At 57.5% G+C, this 16,451-nt stretch carries 16 protein-coding genes; 15 read left to right on the forward strand and 1 reads right to left on the reverse strand.

What is annotated here, in order from left to right; all coding sequences use genetic code 11:
* Positions 1-64: 64 nt before the first annotated feature.
* Entirely contained in the window at positions 65-859 is a 795-nt protein-coding gene (gene map / locus ITX55_RS18215) for a type I methionyl aminopeptidase (protein WP_028127527.1), read from the reverse strand.
* A 344-nt stretch (positions 860-1,203) separates the two neighbouring features.
* Here map and rpsB point away from each other — a divergent pair, with 344 nt between their 5' ends.
* From rpsB to rnhB, 15 genes are all read left to right on the forward strand, one after another.
* On the forward strand, positions 1,204-1,929 hold the full coding sequence (rpsB, locus tag ITX55_RS18220) for a 30S ribosomal protein S2 (RefSeq protein ID WP_016929891.1): 726 nt from the start codon (positions 1,204-1,206) through the stop codon (positions 1,927-1,929).
* Positions 1,930-2,058: 129 nt separating this feature from the next.
* Positions 2,059-2,910 (forward strand): translation elongation factor Ts, encoded by an 852-nt coding sequence (gene tsf / locus ITX55_RS18225; RefSeq protein ID WP_033644872.1) that lies wholly within the window; start codon positions 2,059-2,061, stop codon positions 2,908-2,910.
* Between the two features lie 148 nt (positions 2,911-3,058).
* Positions 3,059-3,784, forward strand: coding sequence for a UMP kinase (gene pyrH, locus ITX55_RS18230; RefSeq protein ID WP_004931940.1), 726 nt, complete (start codon positions 3,059-3,061; stop codon positions 3,782-3,784).
* A 119-nt stretch (positions 3,785-3,903) separates the two neighbouring features.
* Positions 3,904-4,461 (forward strand): ribosome recycling factor, encoded by a 558-nt coding sequence (frr, locus tag ITX55_RS18235; RefSeq protein ID WP_025160240.1) that lies wholly within the window; start codon positions 3,904-3,906, stop codon positions 4,459-4,461.
* 157 nt (positions 4,462-4,618) lie between these two features.
* The gene (ispC, locus tag ITX55_RS18240) at positions 4,619-5,824 is read left to right on the forward strand and encodes a 1-deoxy-D-xylulose-5-phosphate reductoisomerase (RefSeq protein ID WP_046687715.1); all 1,206 of its coding nucleotides are present in this window, start codon (positions 4,619-4,621) and stop codon (positions 5,822-5,824) included.
* A gap of 268 nt (positions 5,825-6,092) precedes the next feature.
* Positions 6,093-6,851 carry a (2E,6E)-farnesyl-diphosphate-specific ditrans,polycis-undecaprenyl-diphosphate synthase gene (ispU, locus tag ITX55_RS18245; protein ID WP_033644874.1) on the forward strand — a complete coding sequence of 253 codons (759 nt, stop codon included), beginning with the start codon at positions 6,093-6,095 and terminating at the stop codon, positions 6,849-6,851.
* 9 nt (positions 6,852-6,860) lie between these two features.
* Positions 6,861-7,703 (forward strand): phosphatidate cytidylyltransferase, encoded by an 843-nt coding sequence (gene cdsA, locus ITX55_RS18250; protein WP_033644875.1) that lies wholly within the window; start codon positions 6,861-6,863, stop codon positions 7,701-7,703.
* Positions 7,704-7,730: 27 nt separating this feature from the next.
* On the forward strand, positions 7,731-9,086 hold the full coding sequence (rseP, locus tag ITX55_RS18255; protein WP_025304033.1) for a sigma E protease regulator RseP: 1,356 nt from the start codon (positions 7,731-7,733) through the stop codon (positions 9,084-9,086).
* Positions 9,087-9,121: 35 nt separating this feature from the next.
* Complete coding sequence (bamA, locus tag ITX55_RS18260; protein WP_072627074.1) at positions 9,122-11,548, forward strand: outer membrane protein assembly factor BamA; 2,427 nt, start codon at positions 9,122-9,124, stop codon at positions 11,546-11,548.
* A gap of 156 nt (positions 11,549-11,704) precedes the next feature.
* Positions 11,705-12,202 carry a molecular chaperone Skp gene (skp, locus tag ITX55_RS18265; RefSeq protein WP_004931958.1) on the forward strand — a complete coding sequence of 166 codons (498 nt, stop codon included), beginning with the start codon at positions 11,705-11,707 and terminating at the stop codon, positions 12,200-12,202.
* A gap of 3 nt (positions 12,203-12,205) precedes the next feature.
* Entirely contained in the window at positions 12,206-13,228 is a 1,023-nt protein-coding gene (lpxD, locus tag ITX55_RS18270) for a UDP-3-O-(3-hydroxymyristoyl)glucosamine N-acyltransferase (protein WP_025304030.1), read from the forward strand.
* A gap of 160 nt (positions 13,229-13,388) precedes the next feature.
* Positions 13,389-13,844: a 3-hydroxyacyl-ACP dehydratase FabZ gene (gene fabZ, locus ITX55_RS18275; protein WP_004931962.1), complete on the forward strand. Its 456-nt coding sequence runs from the start codon at positions 13,389-13,391 to the stop codon at positions 13,842-13,844.
* Positions 13,845-13,847: 3 nt separating this feature from the next.
* Positions 13,848-14,636, forward strand: coding sequence for an acyl-ACP--UDP-N-acetylglucosamine O-acyltransferase (lpxA, locus tag ITX55_RS18280; protein ID WP_223085276.1), 789 nt, complete (start codon positions 13,848-13,850; stop codon positions 14,634-14,636).
* A gap of 3 nt (positions 14,637-14,639) precedes the next feature.
* Positions 14,640-15,788: a lipid-A-disaccharide synthase gene (lpxB, locus tag ITX55_RS18285; RefSeq protein WP_004931967.1), complete on the forward strand. Its 1,149-nt coding sequence runs from the start codon at positions 14,640-14,642 to the stop codon at positions 15,786-15,788.
* The gene (gene rnhB, locus ITX55_RS18290; RefSeq protein ID WP_019455763.1) at positions 15,785-16,378 is read left to right on the forward strand and encodes a ribonuclease HII; all 594 of its coding nucleotides are present in this window, start codon (positions 15,785-15,787) and stop codon (positions 16,376-16,378) included. The genes lpxB and rnhB overlap by 4 nt, the downstream gene beginning before the upstream one ends.
* The last annotated feature ends 73 nt before the right edge of the window (positions 16,379-16,451 follow it).

Below are 16,451 nucleotides of genomic sequence, written 5' to 3' on the forward strand. Positions count from 1 at the left end.
CCCATAAAAAAGGCCGGCATAAGCCGGCCTGGTGATATTCTGCACGCGGCGTTCGCCGCGGTGCTTACATCTCGTGCGTAATGATGTTGGGGATGGTGTCATCCTTGCGCAACGTCATTATCTCGCAGCCGTTATCAGTCACCACAATAGTATGCTCATACTGCGCCGACAAGCTGCGATCTTTGGTTTTTACCGTCCAGCCGTCTTTCATGGTGCGGATGCGGTAGTCGCCGGCGTTGACCATCGGTTCGATGGTGAAGGCCATGCCCGGCTGCAGCACCACGCCGCCGTCGTCCGCGTCATAGTGCAGCACCTGCGGCTCTTCGTGGAACACTTCGCCGATGCCGTGGCCGCAGTACTCGCGCACCACGGAGAACTTCTCGGCTTCGACGAATTGCTGGATAGCCTTGCCCAGGGTGCGCAGACGGATGCCCGGTTTGACCATCTTCAGCGCCAGATACAGGCTTTCCTGAGTAACGCGGCACAGGCGCTCGCCCAGAATGGTCGGTTTGCCGACGATGAACATCTTCGAGGTGTCGCCGTGGAAACCGTCTTTAATCACGGTCACGTCGATGTTGACGATGTCGCCGTCTTTCAGCGTTTTGTCGTCGCTCGGGATGCCGTGGCACACCACTTCGTTCACCGAAATGCACACGGATTTCGGGAAGCCGTGATAGCCGAGGCAGGCGGAAATGGCCTGCTGCTCGTTGGTGATGTACTCGTGACAGATACGGTCCAGCTCGCCGGTGGTCACGCCAGGTTTGACGTGCGGCTCGATGATCTCCAGCACTTCGGCGGCCAGGCGGCCGGCCACGCGCATTTTTTGGATGTCATCAGGTGTTTTAATTGAGATTGCCATGAAATTCGTCCGCAGGTGTCGTTATCGTCGACAATAAGAAGCAGTGACTTATGGTATCAGCCCGGCCGGGGCTGCCAAATTTCATTTCCTGACGCCCGGCGAAACGCAACAAAAGTTGGTGTCGGCGGCGGGTTTATGGTATAAAGCGCGCCGGCGATCCGTGTCTTGGTTCTTGTGACCTGGCGGGAATGAGCCGAAAATACTTTAACTGCACTCATTTTGTGTAAATAACACACACGTATCGGCACATCCGCCGGGGTGCCCTGAGGTGACTTGTCGCCGCCAGGGTCGGCGTTATGGGATACGTGGAGGCATAACCCCAATTAATCTATAGAGGTTTAATCATGGCAACTGTTTCCATGCGCGACATGCTCAAGGCTGGTGTTCACTTTGGTCACCAGACCCGTTACTGGAACCCGAAAATGAAGCCTTTCATCTTCGGCGCTCGTAACAAGGTTCACATCATCAACCTGGAGCAGACTGTACCAATGTTCAACGCCGCTCTGGCTGAACTGAGCAAGATCTCTTCCCGTAAAGGCAAGATCCTGTTCGTTGGTACCAAACGCGCAGCAAGCGAAGCGGTAAAAGACGCTGCGAACAGCTGTGACCAGTTCTTCGTGAACCACCGCTGGTTGGGTGGCATGCTGACTAACTGGAAAACCGTTCGTCAGTCCATCAAGCGTTTGAAAGATCTGGAAATCCAGTCTCAAGACGGCACCCTGGACAAGCTGACCAAGAAAGAAGCGCTGATGCGCACTCGTGAACTGGCCAAGCTGGAAAACTCCCTGGGCGGTATCAAAGATATGGGCGGTCTGCCAGACGCACTGTTCGTTATCGATGCCGATCACGAGCACATCGCGATCAAAGAAGCCAACAACCTGGGTATCCCGGTATTCTCTATCGTTGATACCAACTCCAACCCAGACGGCGTTGACTTCATCATCCCTGGTAACGACGACGCAATCCGTGCAGTAAACCTGTACCTGACTGCTGTTGCTGCCGCTGTGCGTGAAGGTCGTTCTCAAGATCTGGCCGTTCAGGCGGAAGAAGGCTTCGTAGAAGCTGAATAATAAGGCAAGCTCGTCACTGAGCCCTTATTAACCAGGTATTGACATATGTTGGTTAGGGGGGCCTGTAAAGGCCCCCTTTGCTTATCTGAATGAGAACTGTCTCCACGCGAGATAACCGAGGAAAAATAAATGGCTGATATTACCGCTGCCCTGGTAAAAGAACTGCGCGAGCGTACCGGCGCTGGCATGATGGATTGCAAGAAGGCGCTGGTTGAATCCAACGGCGACATCGAACTGGCAATCGAAAACATGCGTAAGTCCGGTGCGATCAAAGCCGCTAAAAAAGCAGGCAACGTAGCTGCTGACGGCGTGATCAAAACCAAGATCGAAGGCAACTACGGCATCATTCTGGAAGTTAACTGCCAGACTGACTTCGTTGCGAAAGACGCCGGTTTCCAGGCGTTCGCCGACAAAGTGCTGGATGCCGCTATGGCCGGCAAAATCACTGACGTTGACGTGCTGAAAGCACAGTTCGAAGAAGAGCGCGTAGCGCTGGTGGCAAAAATCGGCGAAAACATCAACATTCGTCGCGTTGCTTCCCTGGAAGGCGACGTGCTGGGCAGCTACCTGCACGGCGCGCGCATTGGCGTTCTGGTTGCGGCTAAAGGCGCTGACGAAGAGCTGGTTAAGCAAATCGCAATGCACATTGCGGCGAGCAAGCCAGAGTTCGTGAAGCCAGAAGACGTGTCTGCTGAAGTGGTAGAAAAAGAGTACCAGGTTCAGCTGGACATCGCCATGCAGTCCGGCAAGCCGAAAGAAATCGCAGAGAAAATGGTTGAAGGCCGCATGAAGAAATTCACCGGCGAAGTTTCTCTGACCGGTCAGCCTTTCGTTATGGATCCGAGCAAATCCGTTGCTCAGGTGCTGAAAGAGCACAACGCTGACGTGACCAACTTCATTCGCTTCGAAGTGGGCGAAGGCATCGAGAAAGTCGAAACCGACTTCGCTGCTGAAGTTGCCGCGATGAGCAAACAGTCTTAATGACTGTCGATGGAACCGCCGTCTGGCGGTTCCATACTATCCAGCCAGAATTACACCGGTGGCAGGCCCTGCAGCGTGATGCTCACCTCAGGCGCGTTTCATCGGCTGAAATCCCCACTACTAATACTGCTTCTTAGGACAGAACACCATGGCAACCAATGCAAAACCCGTATATCAGCGTATTCTGCTTAAACTGAGTGGCGAAGCCCTGCAAGGTGCAGAAGGTTTTGGTATCGACGCCAGCGTTTTGGATCGCATGGCTCAGGAAGTGAAAGAGCTGGTCGAACTGGGAATTCAGGTCGGTGTAGTTATTGGCGGCGGGAACTTGTTCCGCGGCGCGGGGCTGGCGCAAGCCGGCATGAACCGCGTAGTGGGCGACCACATGGGAATGCTGGCTACCGTGATGAACGGCCTGGCTATGCGTGATGCACTGCACCGTGCCTATGTGAACGCCCGCCTGATGTCAGCGATCCCGCTGAACGGCGTATGTGATAATTACAGCTGGGCAGAGGCTATCAGCCTGCTGCGCAACAACCGCGTGGTGATCTTCTCCGCCGGTACCGGCAACCCGTTCTTTACTACCGATTCCGCTGCCTGCCTGCGCGGCATCGAGATCGAAGCGGACGTGGTGCTGAAAGCCACCAAAGTGGATGGCGTATACTCCGCCGATCCGGTGAAAAACCCGGATGCGACGCTGTATGAACAATTAACCTATCAGGACGTGCTGGAGCGCGAGCTGAAAGTGATGGATCTGGCGGCGTTTACGCTGGCCCGCGATCACGGTCTGCCGATCCGCGTGTTCAACATGAACAAGCCTGGTGCGCTGCGCCGCGTGGTGATGGGTGAGAACGAAGGTACGCTGATCAGCAAATAAGGCTGTTCACACCTCTTTTTCGGAGCGCGTGACGCCAGGCGCCGCGCGCTCTTCGAGTACGATTACGGGCTATACTTGAGTATCGCCTGCCAAGTAACCAGCTTCCAAGGGTTTGCAACGTGACTAATGAAATCAGAAAAGATGCTGATTCACGCATGGAAAAAAGCGTAGAAGCATTCAAAAACCAAATCAGCAAGATCCGTACCGGCCGCGCTTCTCCAAGCATTCTGGACGGCATCATGGTGGAATACTACGGCGCCGCTACGCCGCTGCGTCAGCTGGCCAACGTGACCGTGGAAGACTCCCGCACGCTGAAAATCAACGTATTCGACCGCAGCCTGAGCCAGGCCGTTGAGAAAGCGATCATGAGCTCCGATCTGGGCCTCAACCCGTCTTCCGCCGGTTCTGACATTCGCGTTCCGCTGCCTCCGCTGACCGAAGAACGTCGTAAGGATCTGATCAAGATCGTGCGCGGCGAAGCCGAGCAGGGCCGCGTAGCGGTGCGTAACGTGCGTCGCGACGCCAACGACAAGGTCAAGGCGCTGCTGAAAGATAAAGAGATCAGCGAAGACGAAGAGCGTCGTTCACAAGACGAGATTCAGAAAATGACCGACGCTTACATCAAGCTGGTCGACGCCGCGCTGGCGGAGAAAGAAAAAGAGCTGATGGAATTCTAATCAGCATCGCGCAGAAAAAAAGCGTCGCCTGGGCGGCGCTTTGTTTTTTGTGGCGCAGATCCCGTTTCATCGTACTGAAAGATCATGGACAAGCGGTGTCCAAGGTTCCACACTGGAGCACCTCCGATCTCATCAGACAGTTATTCAGAGTGAACTCATGAAGCAACTGACCATTCTTGGCTCGACCGGCTCGGTAGGGACCAGCACCCTGGCCGTGGTCAGGGCGAATCTCGACCGTTTTGCGATCAAAGCGCTGGTGGCCGGCCGCAATGTTGCGGTCATGGCGCAGCAATGCATGGAATTTCGGCCCGCGTTTGCCGCGATGGCGGATGAAAGCGCCGCGCGCGAGCTGCGCGCTATCCTGGCGGAGAACGGTGTCGCTACCGAAGTGTTGGCTGGGGAACAAGCGGCCTGTGAATTGGCCGCTTTGGATGACGTCGATCAAGTGACGGCGGCCATCGTCGGCGCCGCGGGGCTGTTGCCGACGCTGGCGGCGATCCGCGCGGGCAAGCAGGTGCTGCTGGCCAACAAAGAGTCGCTGGTCACCTGCGGCCGTCTGTTTATGGACGCGGTGCGGCAAAGCCAGGCGCAACTGCTGCCGCTCGACAGCGAGCACAACGCGATTTTTCAGAGTTTGCCTGAGAACATTCAGCGTCAGTTGGGATACTCTTCACTGGACAGTCATGGTGTTTCGCGCATCGTGCTTACCGGTTCCGGCGGCCCGTTCCGCACCACGCCGTTGGAACAGTTCGCCGCGATGACGCCGGATCAAGCCTGCGCCCACCCGAACTGGTCGATGGGTCGCAAGATCTCGGTGGATTCCGCCACCATGATGAACAAAGGTCTGGAATACATTGAGGCCCGCTGGCTGTTTAACGCCTCGGCCGAGCAAATGGAAGTGATCCTGCACCCGCAGTCGGTGATTCACTCGATGGTGCGCTATGCCGACGGCAGCGTGCTGGCGCAGTTGGGGACGCCGGATATGCGCACGCCAATCGCTCACGCGATGGCGTATCCGCAGCGTGTGAATTCCGGTGTGGAAGCGCTGGACTTCTGCCGTATCGGTTCGCTGACCTTCGCCGAACCGGAGCGTGAGCGTTATCCTTGCCTGTATTTGGCGATCGAAGCGTTTGATGCCGGCCAGGCGGCCACCACCGCGCTGAACGCGGCCAACGAAATCGCCGTGGCGGCATTTTTGCAGCAGCAGATTCGCTTTACCGATATCGCGGCGGTCAATCGCCAGGTGGTGGAACGTCTCGCGCTGCAGGAACCGACGAGCATCGAAGCGGTCTTAGACATTGACCGTCAGGCGCGCGCCGCCGCTGAGGAGCGGGTTCGCGCGTTGTGCGGCCGATCACGGTGATTATCCGATTTTGCTCGTAATTCGCGTGCGCCGCAGCGGGGCCGTTTGTTCATGCCCCGCTGAGGTGGTATAGTCTGCGCCACCTGTCAGCGGTTATACCGTTGAATTATGGCCCGATTGGCGCCTTGTGCGTCAATGGCGGCCCGGCTGCGCCGGGTGTCGCAAGGGCAGGCTGAAAGCCGTGTCGGGCACACGGCTTTTTTTGCGCGTAAGGGCCTGATGTTCCGGAAAGGCAGTTATATTTCTATTGAGGAAATAAGTACGAGTTATGTCGTCCGCAAACCAACAAGAGGCTAATCCATCTTCCCCGGGGCCGCGCCATGTCGCCATTATCATGGACGGTAACGGACGCTGGGCCAAACGTCAGGGCAAGTTACGTGTCTTCGGTCATAAAGCAGGGGTGAAATCGGTTCGCCGCGCGGTCAGTTTTGCCGCCAGCCACCATTTAGATGCGCTCACGCTTTATGCCTTCAGCAGCGAAAACTGGAACCGTCCGGTGCAGGAAGTCTCTGCCCTGATGGAGCTTTTTGTCCGCGCTTTGGATAGTGAAGTAAAAAGCCTGCATAAACATAACGTCAGGCTGCGAGTGATCGGCGATATTAGCCGATTCAGCGCGCGTTTGCAGGAGCGGATCCGCCGCTCTGAAGCTCTGACGGAAAATAACGATGGCCTGACGCTCAATATCGCTGCCAACTACGGCGGCCGTTGGGATATCATTCAGGGAGTAAGGGAACTGGCCGAACAGGTACGGGTAGGCGAGTTGCACCCGGATCAGATCAGCGAGGAATTATTGAACGAGCGGGTTTGCATGAGCGACCTGGCGCCGGTGGATCTGGTTATCCGCACCGGTGGCGAGCATCGCATCAGTAATTTCCTGCTGTGGCAAATCGCCTATGCTGAACTTTACTTTACTGATGTGCTCTGGCCTGATTTCGATGAACTTGTCTTTGAAGGTGCGCTGAATGCATTTGCACAACGTGAGCGCCGCTTCGGGGGAACAACACCTAACGGCGCCGATGCGTCCTAGGGAGAACTTTTGCTGAAGTATCGCCTCATAACTGCTCTGATTTTAATCCCGATCGTTATCGCGGCGCTGTTCCTGTTGCCGCCGTTGGCCTTTGCTCTGGTAACGCTCGTCGTGTGCATGTTAGCTGCCTGGGAGTGGGGCCAACTGGCCGGTTTTACCTCCCGTTCGCAGCGCATCTGGTTGGCGATACTGTGCGGTTTTCTGCTTGCGCTGATGATGCTCAGCGTCCCCGCTTACCATCAATCCGTGCCGCAGATAAGCGGCTCGCTGTGGCTGTCGTTGGCCTGGTGGCTGGCGGCGTTGCTGTTGGTGCTGTTCTATCCCGGCTCGGCCGCTATCTGGCGCAATTCGCGCCCGCTGCGCCTGCTGTTTGGCCTGCTGACCATCGTGCCGTTTTTCTGGGGCATGCTGGCGCTGCGCCAGTTCGGCTACGAGCAAAACCCGTTTACCGGCGCCTGGTGGCTGCTGTACGTGATGTTGCTGGTGTGGGGCGCAGATTCCGGTGCCTACATGTTCGGCAAGCTGTTCGGCAAGCATAAGCTGGCGCCGAAGGTCTCACCGGGCAAAACGTGGGAAGGGTTGATCGGCGGGTTGCTGACGTCGGCGGTGATCTCGTGGCTGTTCGGCCGCTACGCGCCGCTGAACGTGGTGCCGACCACGCTGCTGGCCTGTTCGGTGATCGCCGCGCTGGCTTCGGTGCTGGGCGATTTGACCGAAAGCATGTTCAAACGCGAAGCGGGCATCAAGGACAGCGGGCATTTGATTCCCGGTCATGGCGGCATACTGGATCGTATCGACAGCCTGACCGCGGCGGTGCCGGTGTTTGCCTGCCTGATGCTGTTGGTGTTTTAATCCGTCGATGACGGAAAGTGAGGGATGATGGTCAGCGTGCTTTGGAACCTGGTGGCGTTTCTGATTGCGCTCGGTATCTTGATTACCGTGCATGAGTTCGGACACTTTTGGGTTGCCCGTCGTTGCGGCGTGCGCGTTGAACGCTTCTCCATCGGCTTCGGCCGGGCGCTGTGGCGCCGAACCGATCGCCAGGGCACCGAGTACGTTATCGCTCTGATCCCGCTTGGCGGCTACGTGAAGATGCTGGACGAGCGCGTGGAGTCGGTGGCGCCGGAGATGCGCCACCAGGCCTTCAACAATAAAACCGTCTGGCAGCGCGCGGCCATCATCAGCGCCGGCCCCATCGCCAACTTCCTGTTTGCTATCCTTGCCTACTGGCTGGTGTTCATCATCGGCGTGCCGAGTTTCCGTCCGGTGATCGGCGAAATCGCGCCGCAATCGATCGCCGCCAAGGCTGAAATTTCGTCTGGCATGGAACTAAAGTCGGTTGACGGCATCGAAACGCCTGATTGGGAGTCAGTTCGTCTGGCGCTGGTGGCGAAGATTGGCGATGCGCAAACCGAAGTCGGCGTAGCGCCGTTCGGCTCTTCGCAGGTGGTGACCAAAACCCTGGACTTGCGCCAGTGGAACTTTGAACCGGACAAGCAGGATCCCGTTGTCGCGCTGGGGATTATGCCGCGCGGCCCGCAGATCGAATCCGTGTTGGCGGAAGTGCAGCCGAACTCGGCGGCGCAAAAGGCGGGTTTACAAGCGGGGGACAGGATCGTTAAAGTCGATGGTCAGCCGTTGGGTCGTTGGCAGACGCTGGTGAAGCGTATCCACGATGGCCCGGGGCAACCGCTGGCTTTGGAGATTGAAAGAAACGGCGCCCCCTTGTCTTTGACGCTGATACCGGATACAAAGCCGGTGGGAAAAGACAAATCGGTGGGGTTTGCAGGCATCATTCCAAAGGTGCTGCCGCTGCCGGAAGAGTATAAGACGATTCGCCAGTATGGACCGTTCCCGGCGCTGTATCAGGCCGGCGACAAGACCTGGCAGCTGATGCGGCTGACGGTCAACATGCTGGGCAAATTAATAACCGGTGATGTAAAGCTGAACAACCTGAGTGGCCCGATCTCGATTGCACAGGGAGCTGGGGCGTCAGCCGGAGTCGGATTCGTGTATTATCTGATGTTCCTGGCGTTGATTAGCGTCAACCTGGGGATCATCAACCTGTTCCCATTACCGGTGTTAGATGGTGGGCATCTCCTCTTCCTGGCGATAGAAAAGCTGAAGGGTGGGCCGGTTTCCGAGCGAGTACAGGACTACAGCTACCGCATAGGTTCGATCGTGTTGGTGTTGTTGATGGGTCTTGCACTTTTCAATGATTTTTCCCGCCTTTAGGGGCGGGGATAGGTTAGGAAGAACGCATAACAACGATGGCGATGAAAAAGTTGCTCATAGCGTCGCTGCTGTTTGGCAGCGCCACCGTATACGGTGCAGACGGGTTCGTAGTGAAAGACATTCATTTCGAAGGCCTGCAGCGAGTTGCCGTCGGTGCGGCGTTACTCAACATGCCGGTTCGCGTCGGCGATACCGTCACTGACGATGACATCAGTAATACCATTCGTGCCTTGTTTGCCACCGGCAACTTCGAGGACGTGCGCGTACTGCGCGATGGTAATACCTTGATCGTGCAGGTGAAGGAACGTCCTACCATCGCCAGCATCACTTTCTCCGGCAACAAGTCGGTGAAGGATGACATGCTCAAGCAAAACCTGGAAGCCTCCGGCGTCCGGGTAGGCGAGGCGCTTGACCGCACCACGATTTCCAGCATTGAAAAAGGGCTGGAAGACTTCTACTACAGCGTCGGTAAATACAGCGCCTCGGTGAAAGCCGTAGTCACGCCGTTGCCGCGCAACCGTGTCGACCTGAAGCTGGTGTTCACGGAAGGGGTCTCCGCCAAGATTCAACAAATCAACATCGTCGGCAACCACGCCTTCACCAACGACGAACTGATCTCGCGCTTCCAGCTGCGTGACGAAGTGCCGTGGTGGAACCTGGTCGGCGATCGCAAATACCAGAAGCAAAAACTGGCGGGCGATCTCGAAACCCTGCGCAGCTTCTATCTGGATCGCGGCTATGCCCGCTTTAACATCGATTCTACCCAGGTGAGCCTGACGCCGGATAAAAAAGGCATCTACATCACCATCAACATCACCGAAGGCGATCAGTACAAGCTTTCGGATGTTGTCGTGAACGGCAACCTGGCCGGCCACTCGGCGGAAGTCGCTCAGATCACCAAAATCGAGCCGGGCGAGCTGTATAACGGCAGCAAAGTGACCAAAATGGAAGACAACATCAAAACGATGTTGGGCCGTTATGGTTACGCCTACCCGCGTGTCGGCACACAGCCGGAGATCAATGACGCGGATAAAACCGTCAAGCTGCACGTCAACGTTGACGCGGGCAACCGTTTCTACGTGCGCCGCATCAAGTTCGAAGGCAACGACACCAGCAAGGATTCCGTACTGCGTCGCGAAATGCGCCAGATGGAAGGCGCCTGGCTCGGCAACGAGCAGGTCGAGCAGGGCAAGGAGCGTCTGAACCGCCTGGGCTACTTCGAAACGGTCGATGTGGAAACCCAGCGCGTGCCGGGCACTGCCGATCAGGTCGACGTGACCTACAAGGTGAAAGAACGCAACACCGGTACCTTTAACTTCGGCGTCGGTTACGGCACCGAGAGCGGCGTCAGCTTCCAGGCCGGCGTGCAGCAGGATAACTGGTTGGGTACCGGCTACTCGGTCGGCATCAGCGGCACCAAGAACGATTACCAGACGTATACCGAATTCTCGGTCACCAACCCGTACTTCACCGTTGACGGTGTGAGCCTGGGCGGCCGCGTCTTCTACAACGACTTTAAAGCGGATAACGCGGACCTGTCCGACTACACCAACAAGAGTTACGGTGTTGACGGCACGCTGGGCTTCCCGATCAACGAAAACAACTCGTTGCGCACCGGCCTGGGCTATGTCCACAACGGCCTGTCGAACATGCAGCCGCAGATCGCCATGTGGCGTTACCTCGACTCGATGGGCGTGGATGCGAACAAGACCGACCGCGCCAGCTACTCGACGGACGACTTTACCCTGAACCTGGGCTGGACCTACAACAACCTGGACCGCGGCTACTTCCCGACTTCGGGTAACCGCACCACGTTGAACGGCAAGGTCACCATTCCGGGCTCGGACAACGAATACTACAAGGTGACGCTGGACAGCGTACAGTACGTGCCGATCAACGACGACCGCACCTGGGTGCTGTTGGGTCGCGGCCGTCTGGGTTACGCGGATGGGCTGGGCGGCAAGGAAATGCCGTTCTACGAGAACTTCTACGCCGGTGGTTCGAGCACCGTGCGTGGCTTCCAGTCCAACACCATTGGTCCGAAGGCGGTGTACTACAACTCCAATTCGTACCAGTGCCAGTTCAACGCCGGCAGCACCACCGATCGTCAGAGCATCTGTGGCTCGGATGACGCGGTGGGCGGTAACGCCATGGCGGTCGCCAGCCTGGAGCTGATCACCCCAACGCCGTTCATCAGCGACAAATACGCCAACTCTGTGCGCACGTCGCTGTTCATCGATGCGGGTACCGTGTGGGATACCAAGTGGAAGAATACCAACGAGACGCTGATGTACGGCGTGCCGGACTACAGCAAGGCCAGCAATATTCGTTCTTCCGCCGGTATCGCGCTGCAGTGGATGTCGCCATTGGGGCCATTGGTGTTCTCTTACGCCAACCCGATCAAGAAATACGAAGGCGACAAGTCCGAACAGTTCCAGTTTAACATCGGTAAGACCTGGTAACGGGTCTCGCCTCTGGGCATAACAGTTATTAAGAATCGCAATGGCCAGGCGCCCGCCGGCAGAGGGAGATGATTCTCATTGTTTGGTGGGATAAGTCTGGCAAATTGTGTACTTCAGTGTCATATGACACAAATGGGTGATGGTAAGGAGTTTATAGTGAAAAAGTGGTTGTGTGCCGCAGGCCTCGGTTTAGCAATGGCTGCTTCAGCTGGCGTTCAGGCAGCAGATAAGATCGCTGTCGTTAACGTCTCCAGCATTTTCCAACAGCTGCCGGCCCGCGAAGCGGTCGCTAAACAGCTGGAAAACGAGTTTAAAGGCCGTGCAAGCGAACTCCAGAACATGGAACGTAGCCTGCAGACCAAAATGCAACGTCTGCAGCGTGACGGCGCTACCATGAAAGCCAGCGACCGCAGCAAGTTGGAAAAAGACGTGATGGCGCAGCGCGAGCAGTTCTCTCAGAAAGCCCAGGCTTTCGAGCAGGACAACCGTCGTCGCCAGATGGAAGAGCGTAACAAGATCCTGAGCCGCATTCAGGACGCGGTGAAATCTGTCGCGAGCAAAGGCGGTTATGACGTGGTGATCGACGCCAACGCCGTTGCCTATGCAGACTCTTCCAAAGATATCACTGCTGACGTGCTGAAACAGGTTAAATAACACATGCTTTCAATTCGACTGGCTGATTTAGCGCAGCAGTTGGATGCACAATTGCACGGTGATGGCGATCTCGTCATCACCGGCATTGCTTCTATGCATTCGGCACAGCCTGGCCAAATCACGTTTTTGTCAAACAGCCGCTATCAAGAGCAGCTGTCTTCCTGCCAGGCAAGCGCCGTGGTGCTTACCGAAGCGGATTTACCACACTGCCGTGCTGCGGCGCTGGTGGTTAAGAACCCTTACCTGACCTATGCGCGCATGGCGCAGCTGATGGACACCACGCCGTCGCCGGCTCAGGATATCGCGCCAAGCGCGGTGATCTCGCCTGAAGCGCAGCTGGGGCAGAACGTCGCCATTGGGGCGAACGCGGTGATCGAGTCGGGTGCGGTGCTTGGCGATAACGTGGTTATCGGCCCGGGCTGCTTCATCGGCAAACACGCACGCATCGGCGCGGGAACGCGTCTGTGGGCGAACGTAACGATTTATCATGCGGTCGAAATCGGCCAGCGCTGCCTGATTCAGTCGGGCACCGTGATCGGCGCAGACGGTTTCGGCTATGCGAATGAGCGCGGCGAGTGGATCAAGATCCCTCAGTTGGGCACGGTGATTATCGGCGATCGCGTCGAAATCGGCGCTTGCACCACCATTGACCGCGGCGCTTTGGATAACACCCAAATCGGGAATGGTGTTATCATCGACAACCAATGCCAGATTGCACATAACGTCGTGATTGGCGACAATACCGCCGTCGCCGGCGGTGTGATCATGGCCGGCAGCCTGAAAATCGGCCGCTACTGCCAGATTGGCGGCGCCAGCGTGATCAACGGTCACATGGAAATTGCCGACAAGGTTGTTGTTACCGGAATGGGAATGGTTATGCGACCAATCACCGAACCTGGGGTATACTCTTCGGGCATTCCGTTGCAGCCTAACAAGGTTTGGCGTAAAACCGCTGCGTTGGTAATGAATATCGATGAGATCAGCAAGCGCTTGAAAGCTGTCGAACGTAAAGTCGGAAAAGACTAGTCATTGCCGCCCGCTCTCGCGGGTACAAAACGAAACGCGTTGGTCGTGAGACCAAAAGCGCAAAGAGATGTTAATTTGCGGCCTGCATGATGATCTCCTTTTGGGGTCAGCGCAGGCCGTGTTGTTGATGCCATCAGTTTTTAGAGACAGGAAGAGTATTTTGACTACTGACACTCATACTCTGGATATTGCAGAAATTTTGGATCTGCTTCCTCACCGTTACCCGTTCTTGCTGGTCGACCGCGTCCTCGAGTTTGAAGAGCACAAATATCTGCGTGCGGTGAAGAACGTATCGGTGAATGAACCGTTTTTCCAGGGCCACTTCCCTGGCAAACCGATTTTCCCAGGCGTATTGATCCTGGAAGCCATGGCGCAGGCCACCGGCATCCTGGCGTTTAAAAGCGTCGGCAAACTGGAACCGGGCGAGCTGTATTACTTCGCCGGTATCGATGAAGCTCGCTTCAAGCGCCCTGTGGTGCCAGGCGATCAGATGGTCATGGAAGTCACCTTCGAGAAAACTCGCCGCGGTCTGACTCGCTTCAAAGGCGTGGCGACCGTTGACGGTAAAATTGTCTGCGAAGCAACCATGATGTGTGCCCGCAGCCGGGAGGCTTAATCCGTGATTGACCAAACCGCCTTTATCCATCCTAGCGCGATAGTCGAAGAAGGCGCCGTGATTGGCGCCGGCGTGCATATCGGCCCTTTCTGCTACGTCGGCTCCCAGGTGGAAATCGGCGCCGGCACGGTGCTGAAATCCCACGTGGTGGTGAACGGCATTACCAAGATTGGCCGCGATAACCAGATTTATCAGTTCGCCTCTATCGGCGAAGTGAATCAGGATCTGAAATACGCGGGCGAGCCGACGTGTGTGGAAGTGGGCGATCGCAATCGCATCCGCGAAAGCGTCACCATCCACCGCGGCACCGCGCAGGGCACCGGCCTGACCAAAGTGGGCAACGATAACCTGCTGATGGTCAACGTGCACGTCGCCCATGACTGCGTGGTCGGCAATGCTTGCGTGCTGGCCAACAACGCCACGCTGGCGGGGCACGTGGAAATCGACGATCACGCCATCATCGGCGGCATGACGGCGATCCATCAGTTCTGCATTATCGGCGCGCATGTGATGGTAGGCGGTTGTTCCGGTGTCGCTCAGGACGTGCCTCCGTTCGTCATCGCTCAGGGCAACCACGCTACGCCGTTCGGCGTCAACGCGGTCGGCCTCAAGCGCCGCGGTTTTGACAAGGATGAAATGCAGGCGATCCGCAACGCCTACAAAATCCTGTATCGCAGCGAAAAAACGCTGGATGAAGCGAAAGCGGAAATCGAAGCCCTGGCCAAAGAGCAGCCGGTGGTGCAGCAGTACCTCGATTTCTTCACCCGTTCTACCCGTGGCATCATTCGCTGAGTTATGTCGAATCGTCCATTGACTATCGGATTGGTCGCCGGAGAAACCTCCGGTGACATTCTCGGCGCCGGTTTGATCCGTGCGCTCAAGGCGCAGATCCCCGACGCGCGTTTCGTTGGCGTCGCCGGCCCGCTGATGCAGGCCGAAGGGTGCGAGGCCTGGTACGAAATGGAAGAGCTGGCGGTAATGGGCGTGGTGGAAGTGCTCGAGCGCTTGCCACGCCTGTTGAAGATCCGCAAGGATCTCACCCGCCGCTTCGGTGAGCTGCGGCCGGACGTGTTTGTCGGCATCGACGCGCCGGACTTCAACATCACGCTGGAAGGCCGCCTCAAGCAGCGCGGCATTCGCACCATCCACTATGTCAGCCCTTCCGTGTGGGCCTGGCGACAAAAGCGCGTTTTCAAAATAGGCAAAGCCACCGATTTGGTGCTGGCCTTTCTCCCTTTCGAAAAAGCGTTTTACGATCGTTTCAACGTCCCCTGCCGGTTTATCGGTCACACCATGGCGGACGCCATGCCGCTGCAGCCCGATCGGTTGGCGGCGCGCGCTCAGCTTGGCATCGCTCCGCAGGCGCGCTGTTTGGCCTTGTTGCCGGGCAGCCGCGGCGCCGAAGTCGAGATGCTGAGCGCCGACTTCCTCAAAACCGCGCAGCTGCTGCGCACGCGTTATCCCGAGCTGGAAGTGGTGGTGCCGCTGGTCAACGCCAAACGGCGTGAGCAGTTTGAGCGCATCAAGGCCGAAGTGGCGCCGGATCTGACCGTACACCTGCTGAATGGGCAGGGGCGTGAAGCGATGATCGCCAGCGACGCGGCGCTGCTGGCATCCGGCACGGCGGCGCTGGAATGCATGCTGGCCAAGTGCCCGATGGTCGTGGGCTATCGCATGAAGCCGTTCACTTTCTGGTTGGCGCAGAAGCTGGTGAAAACGCCTTATGTCTCGCTGCCGAATCTGCTGGCGGGGCGGGAGATCGTCACCGAACTGCTGCAGCATGACTGCGTCCCGGACAAACTGGCTGCCGCCGTGATGCCGCTGCTGGAAGAGAGCCCGGAAACCGACGCGCTGAAACAGACTTTCCTTACCTTGCACCAAAGCATCCGTTGCGGTGCGGACGAACAGGCCGCTCAGGCTGTGTTGGAGCTGGCGAAAGCATGATTGAACCCTTTATCTATCCCGCTGCCACGCTGATTGCCGGTGTGGACGAAGTGGGCCGCGGCCCGTTGGTCGGCGCAGTGGTCACCGCCGCCGTGATCCTCGATCCGGCGCAGCCGATCGTCGGGCTGGCAGACTCCAAAAAGCTCAGTGAAAAACGCCGTCTGGCGCTGTATGACGAAATCGTCGCCAAAGCGCTCTCCTGGAGCCTGGGGCGCGCCGAACCGGCGGAAATCGACCAGCTGAACATTTTGCACGCCACCATGTTGGCGATGCAGCGCGCGGTGGCCGGGTTGCATATCGCGCCGGACATGGTTTTAATCGACGGTAACCGTTGCCCGAGCTTGCCGATGCGTTCGCAGGCGGTGGTGAAGGGCGACAGCCGCGTGGCGGAGATCAGCGCGGCGTCCATTCTGGCGAAGGTCACGCGCGATCGCGAAATGGCCGAGCTGGACAGCGAGTTCCCGGACTACGGTTTCGCGCAGCATAAAGGCTACCCGACCGCCTTCCACCTGGAGCGGCTGGCCGCGCTGGGCGCCACCGAGCATCATCGCCGCAGCTTCGCGCCGGTGAAAAGGGCGCTCGCGCTGTAGCCTGCGAGCCTGACCGGCTCGACGATAGCATTAACCCGGGCTCAGCACGCTGAGCCCCTTCAATCAGGTATCT

The organism is Serratia sp. EWG9 (genome assembly GCF_019913725.1).
GTDB lineage: Bacteria > Pseudomonadota > Gammaproteobacteria > Enterobacterales > Enterobacteriaceae > Serratia > Serratia ureilytica.

Bases quoted from the DNA above. Each gene is read 5' to 3' on its own strand.
- map (WP_028127527.1), bottom strand. From the start codon at position 859: ATGGCAATCTCAATTAAAACACCTGATGACATCCAAAAAATGCGCGTG.
- rpsB (WP_016929891.1), top strand. From the start codon at position 1,204: ATGGCAACTGTTTCCATGCGCGACATGCTCAAGGCTGGTGTTCACTTT.
- tsf (WP_033644872.1), top strand. From the start codon at position 2,059: ATGGCTGATATTACCGCTGCCCTGGTAAAAGAACTGCGCGAGCGTACC.
- pyrH (WP_004931940.1), top strand. From the start codon at position 3,059: ATGGCAACCAATGCAAAACCCGTATATCAGCGTATTCTGCTTAAACTG.
- ispC (WP_046687715.1), top strand. From the start codon at position 4,619: ATGAAGCAACTGACCATTCTTGGCTCGACCGGCTCGGTAGGGACCAGC.
- ispU (WP_033644874.1), top strand. From the start codon at position 6,093: ATGTCGTCCGCAAACCAACAAGAGGCTAATCCATCTTCCCCGGGGCCG.
- rseP (WP_025304033.1), top strand. From the start codon at position 7,731: ATGGTCAGCGTGCTTTGGAACCTGGTGGCGTTTCTGATTGCGCTCGGT.
- bamA (WP_072627074.1), top strand. From the start codon at position 9,122: ATGGCGATGAAAAAGTTGCTCATAGCGTCGCTGCTGTTTGGCAGCGCC.
- lpxD (WP_025304030.1), top strand. From the start codon at position 12,206: ATGCTTTCAATTCGACTGGCTGATTTAGCGCAGCAGTTGGATGCACAA.
- lpxB (WP_004931967.1), top strand. From the start codon at position 14,640: ATGTCGAATCGTCCATTGACTATCGGATTGGTCGCCGGAGAAACCTCC.
- rnhB (WP_019455763.1), top strand. From the start codon at position 15,785: ATGATTGAACCCTTTATCTATCCCGCTGCCACGCTGATTGCCGGTGTG.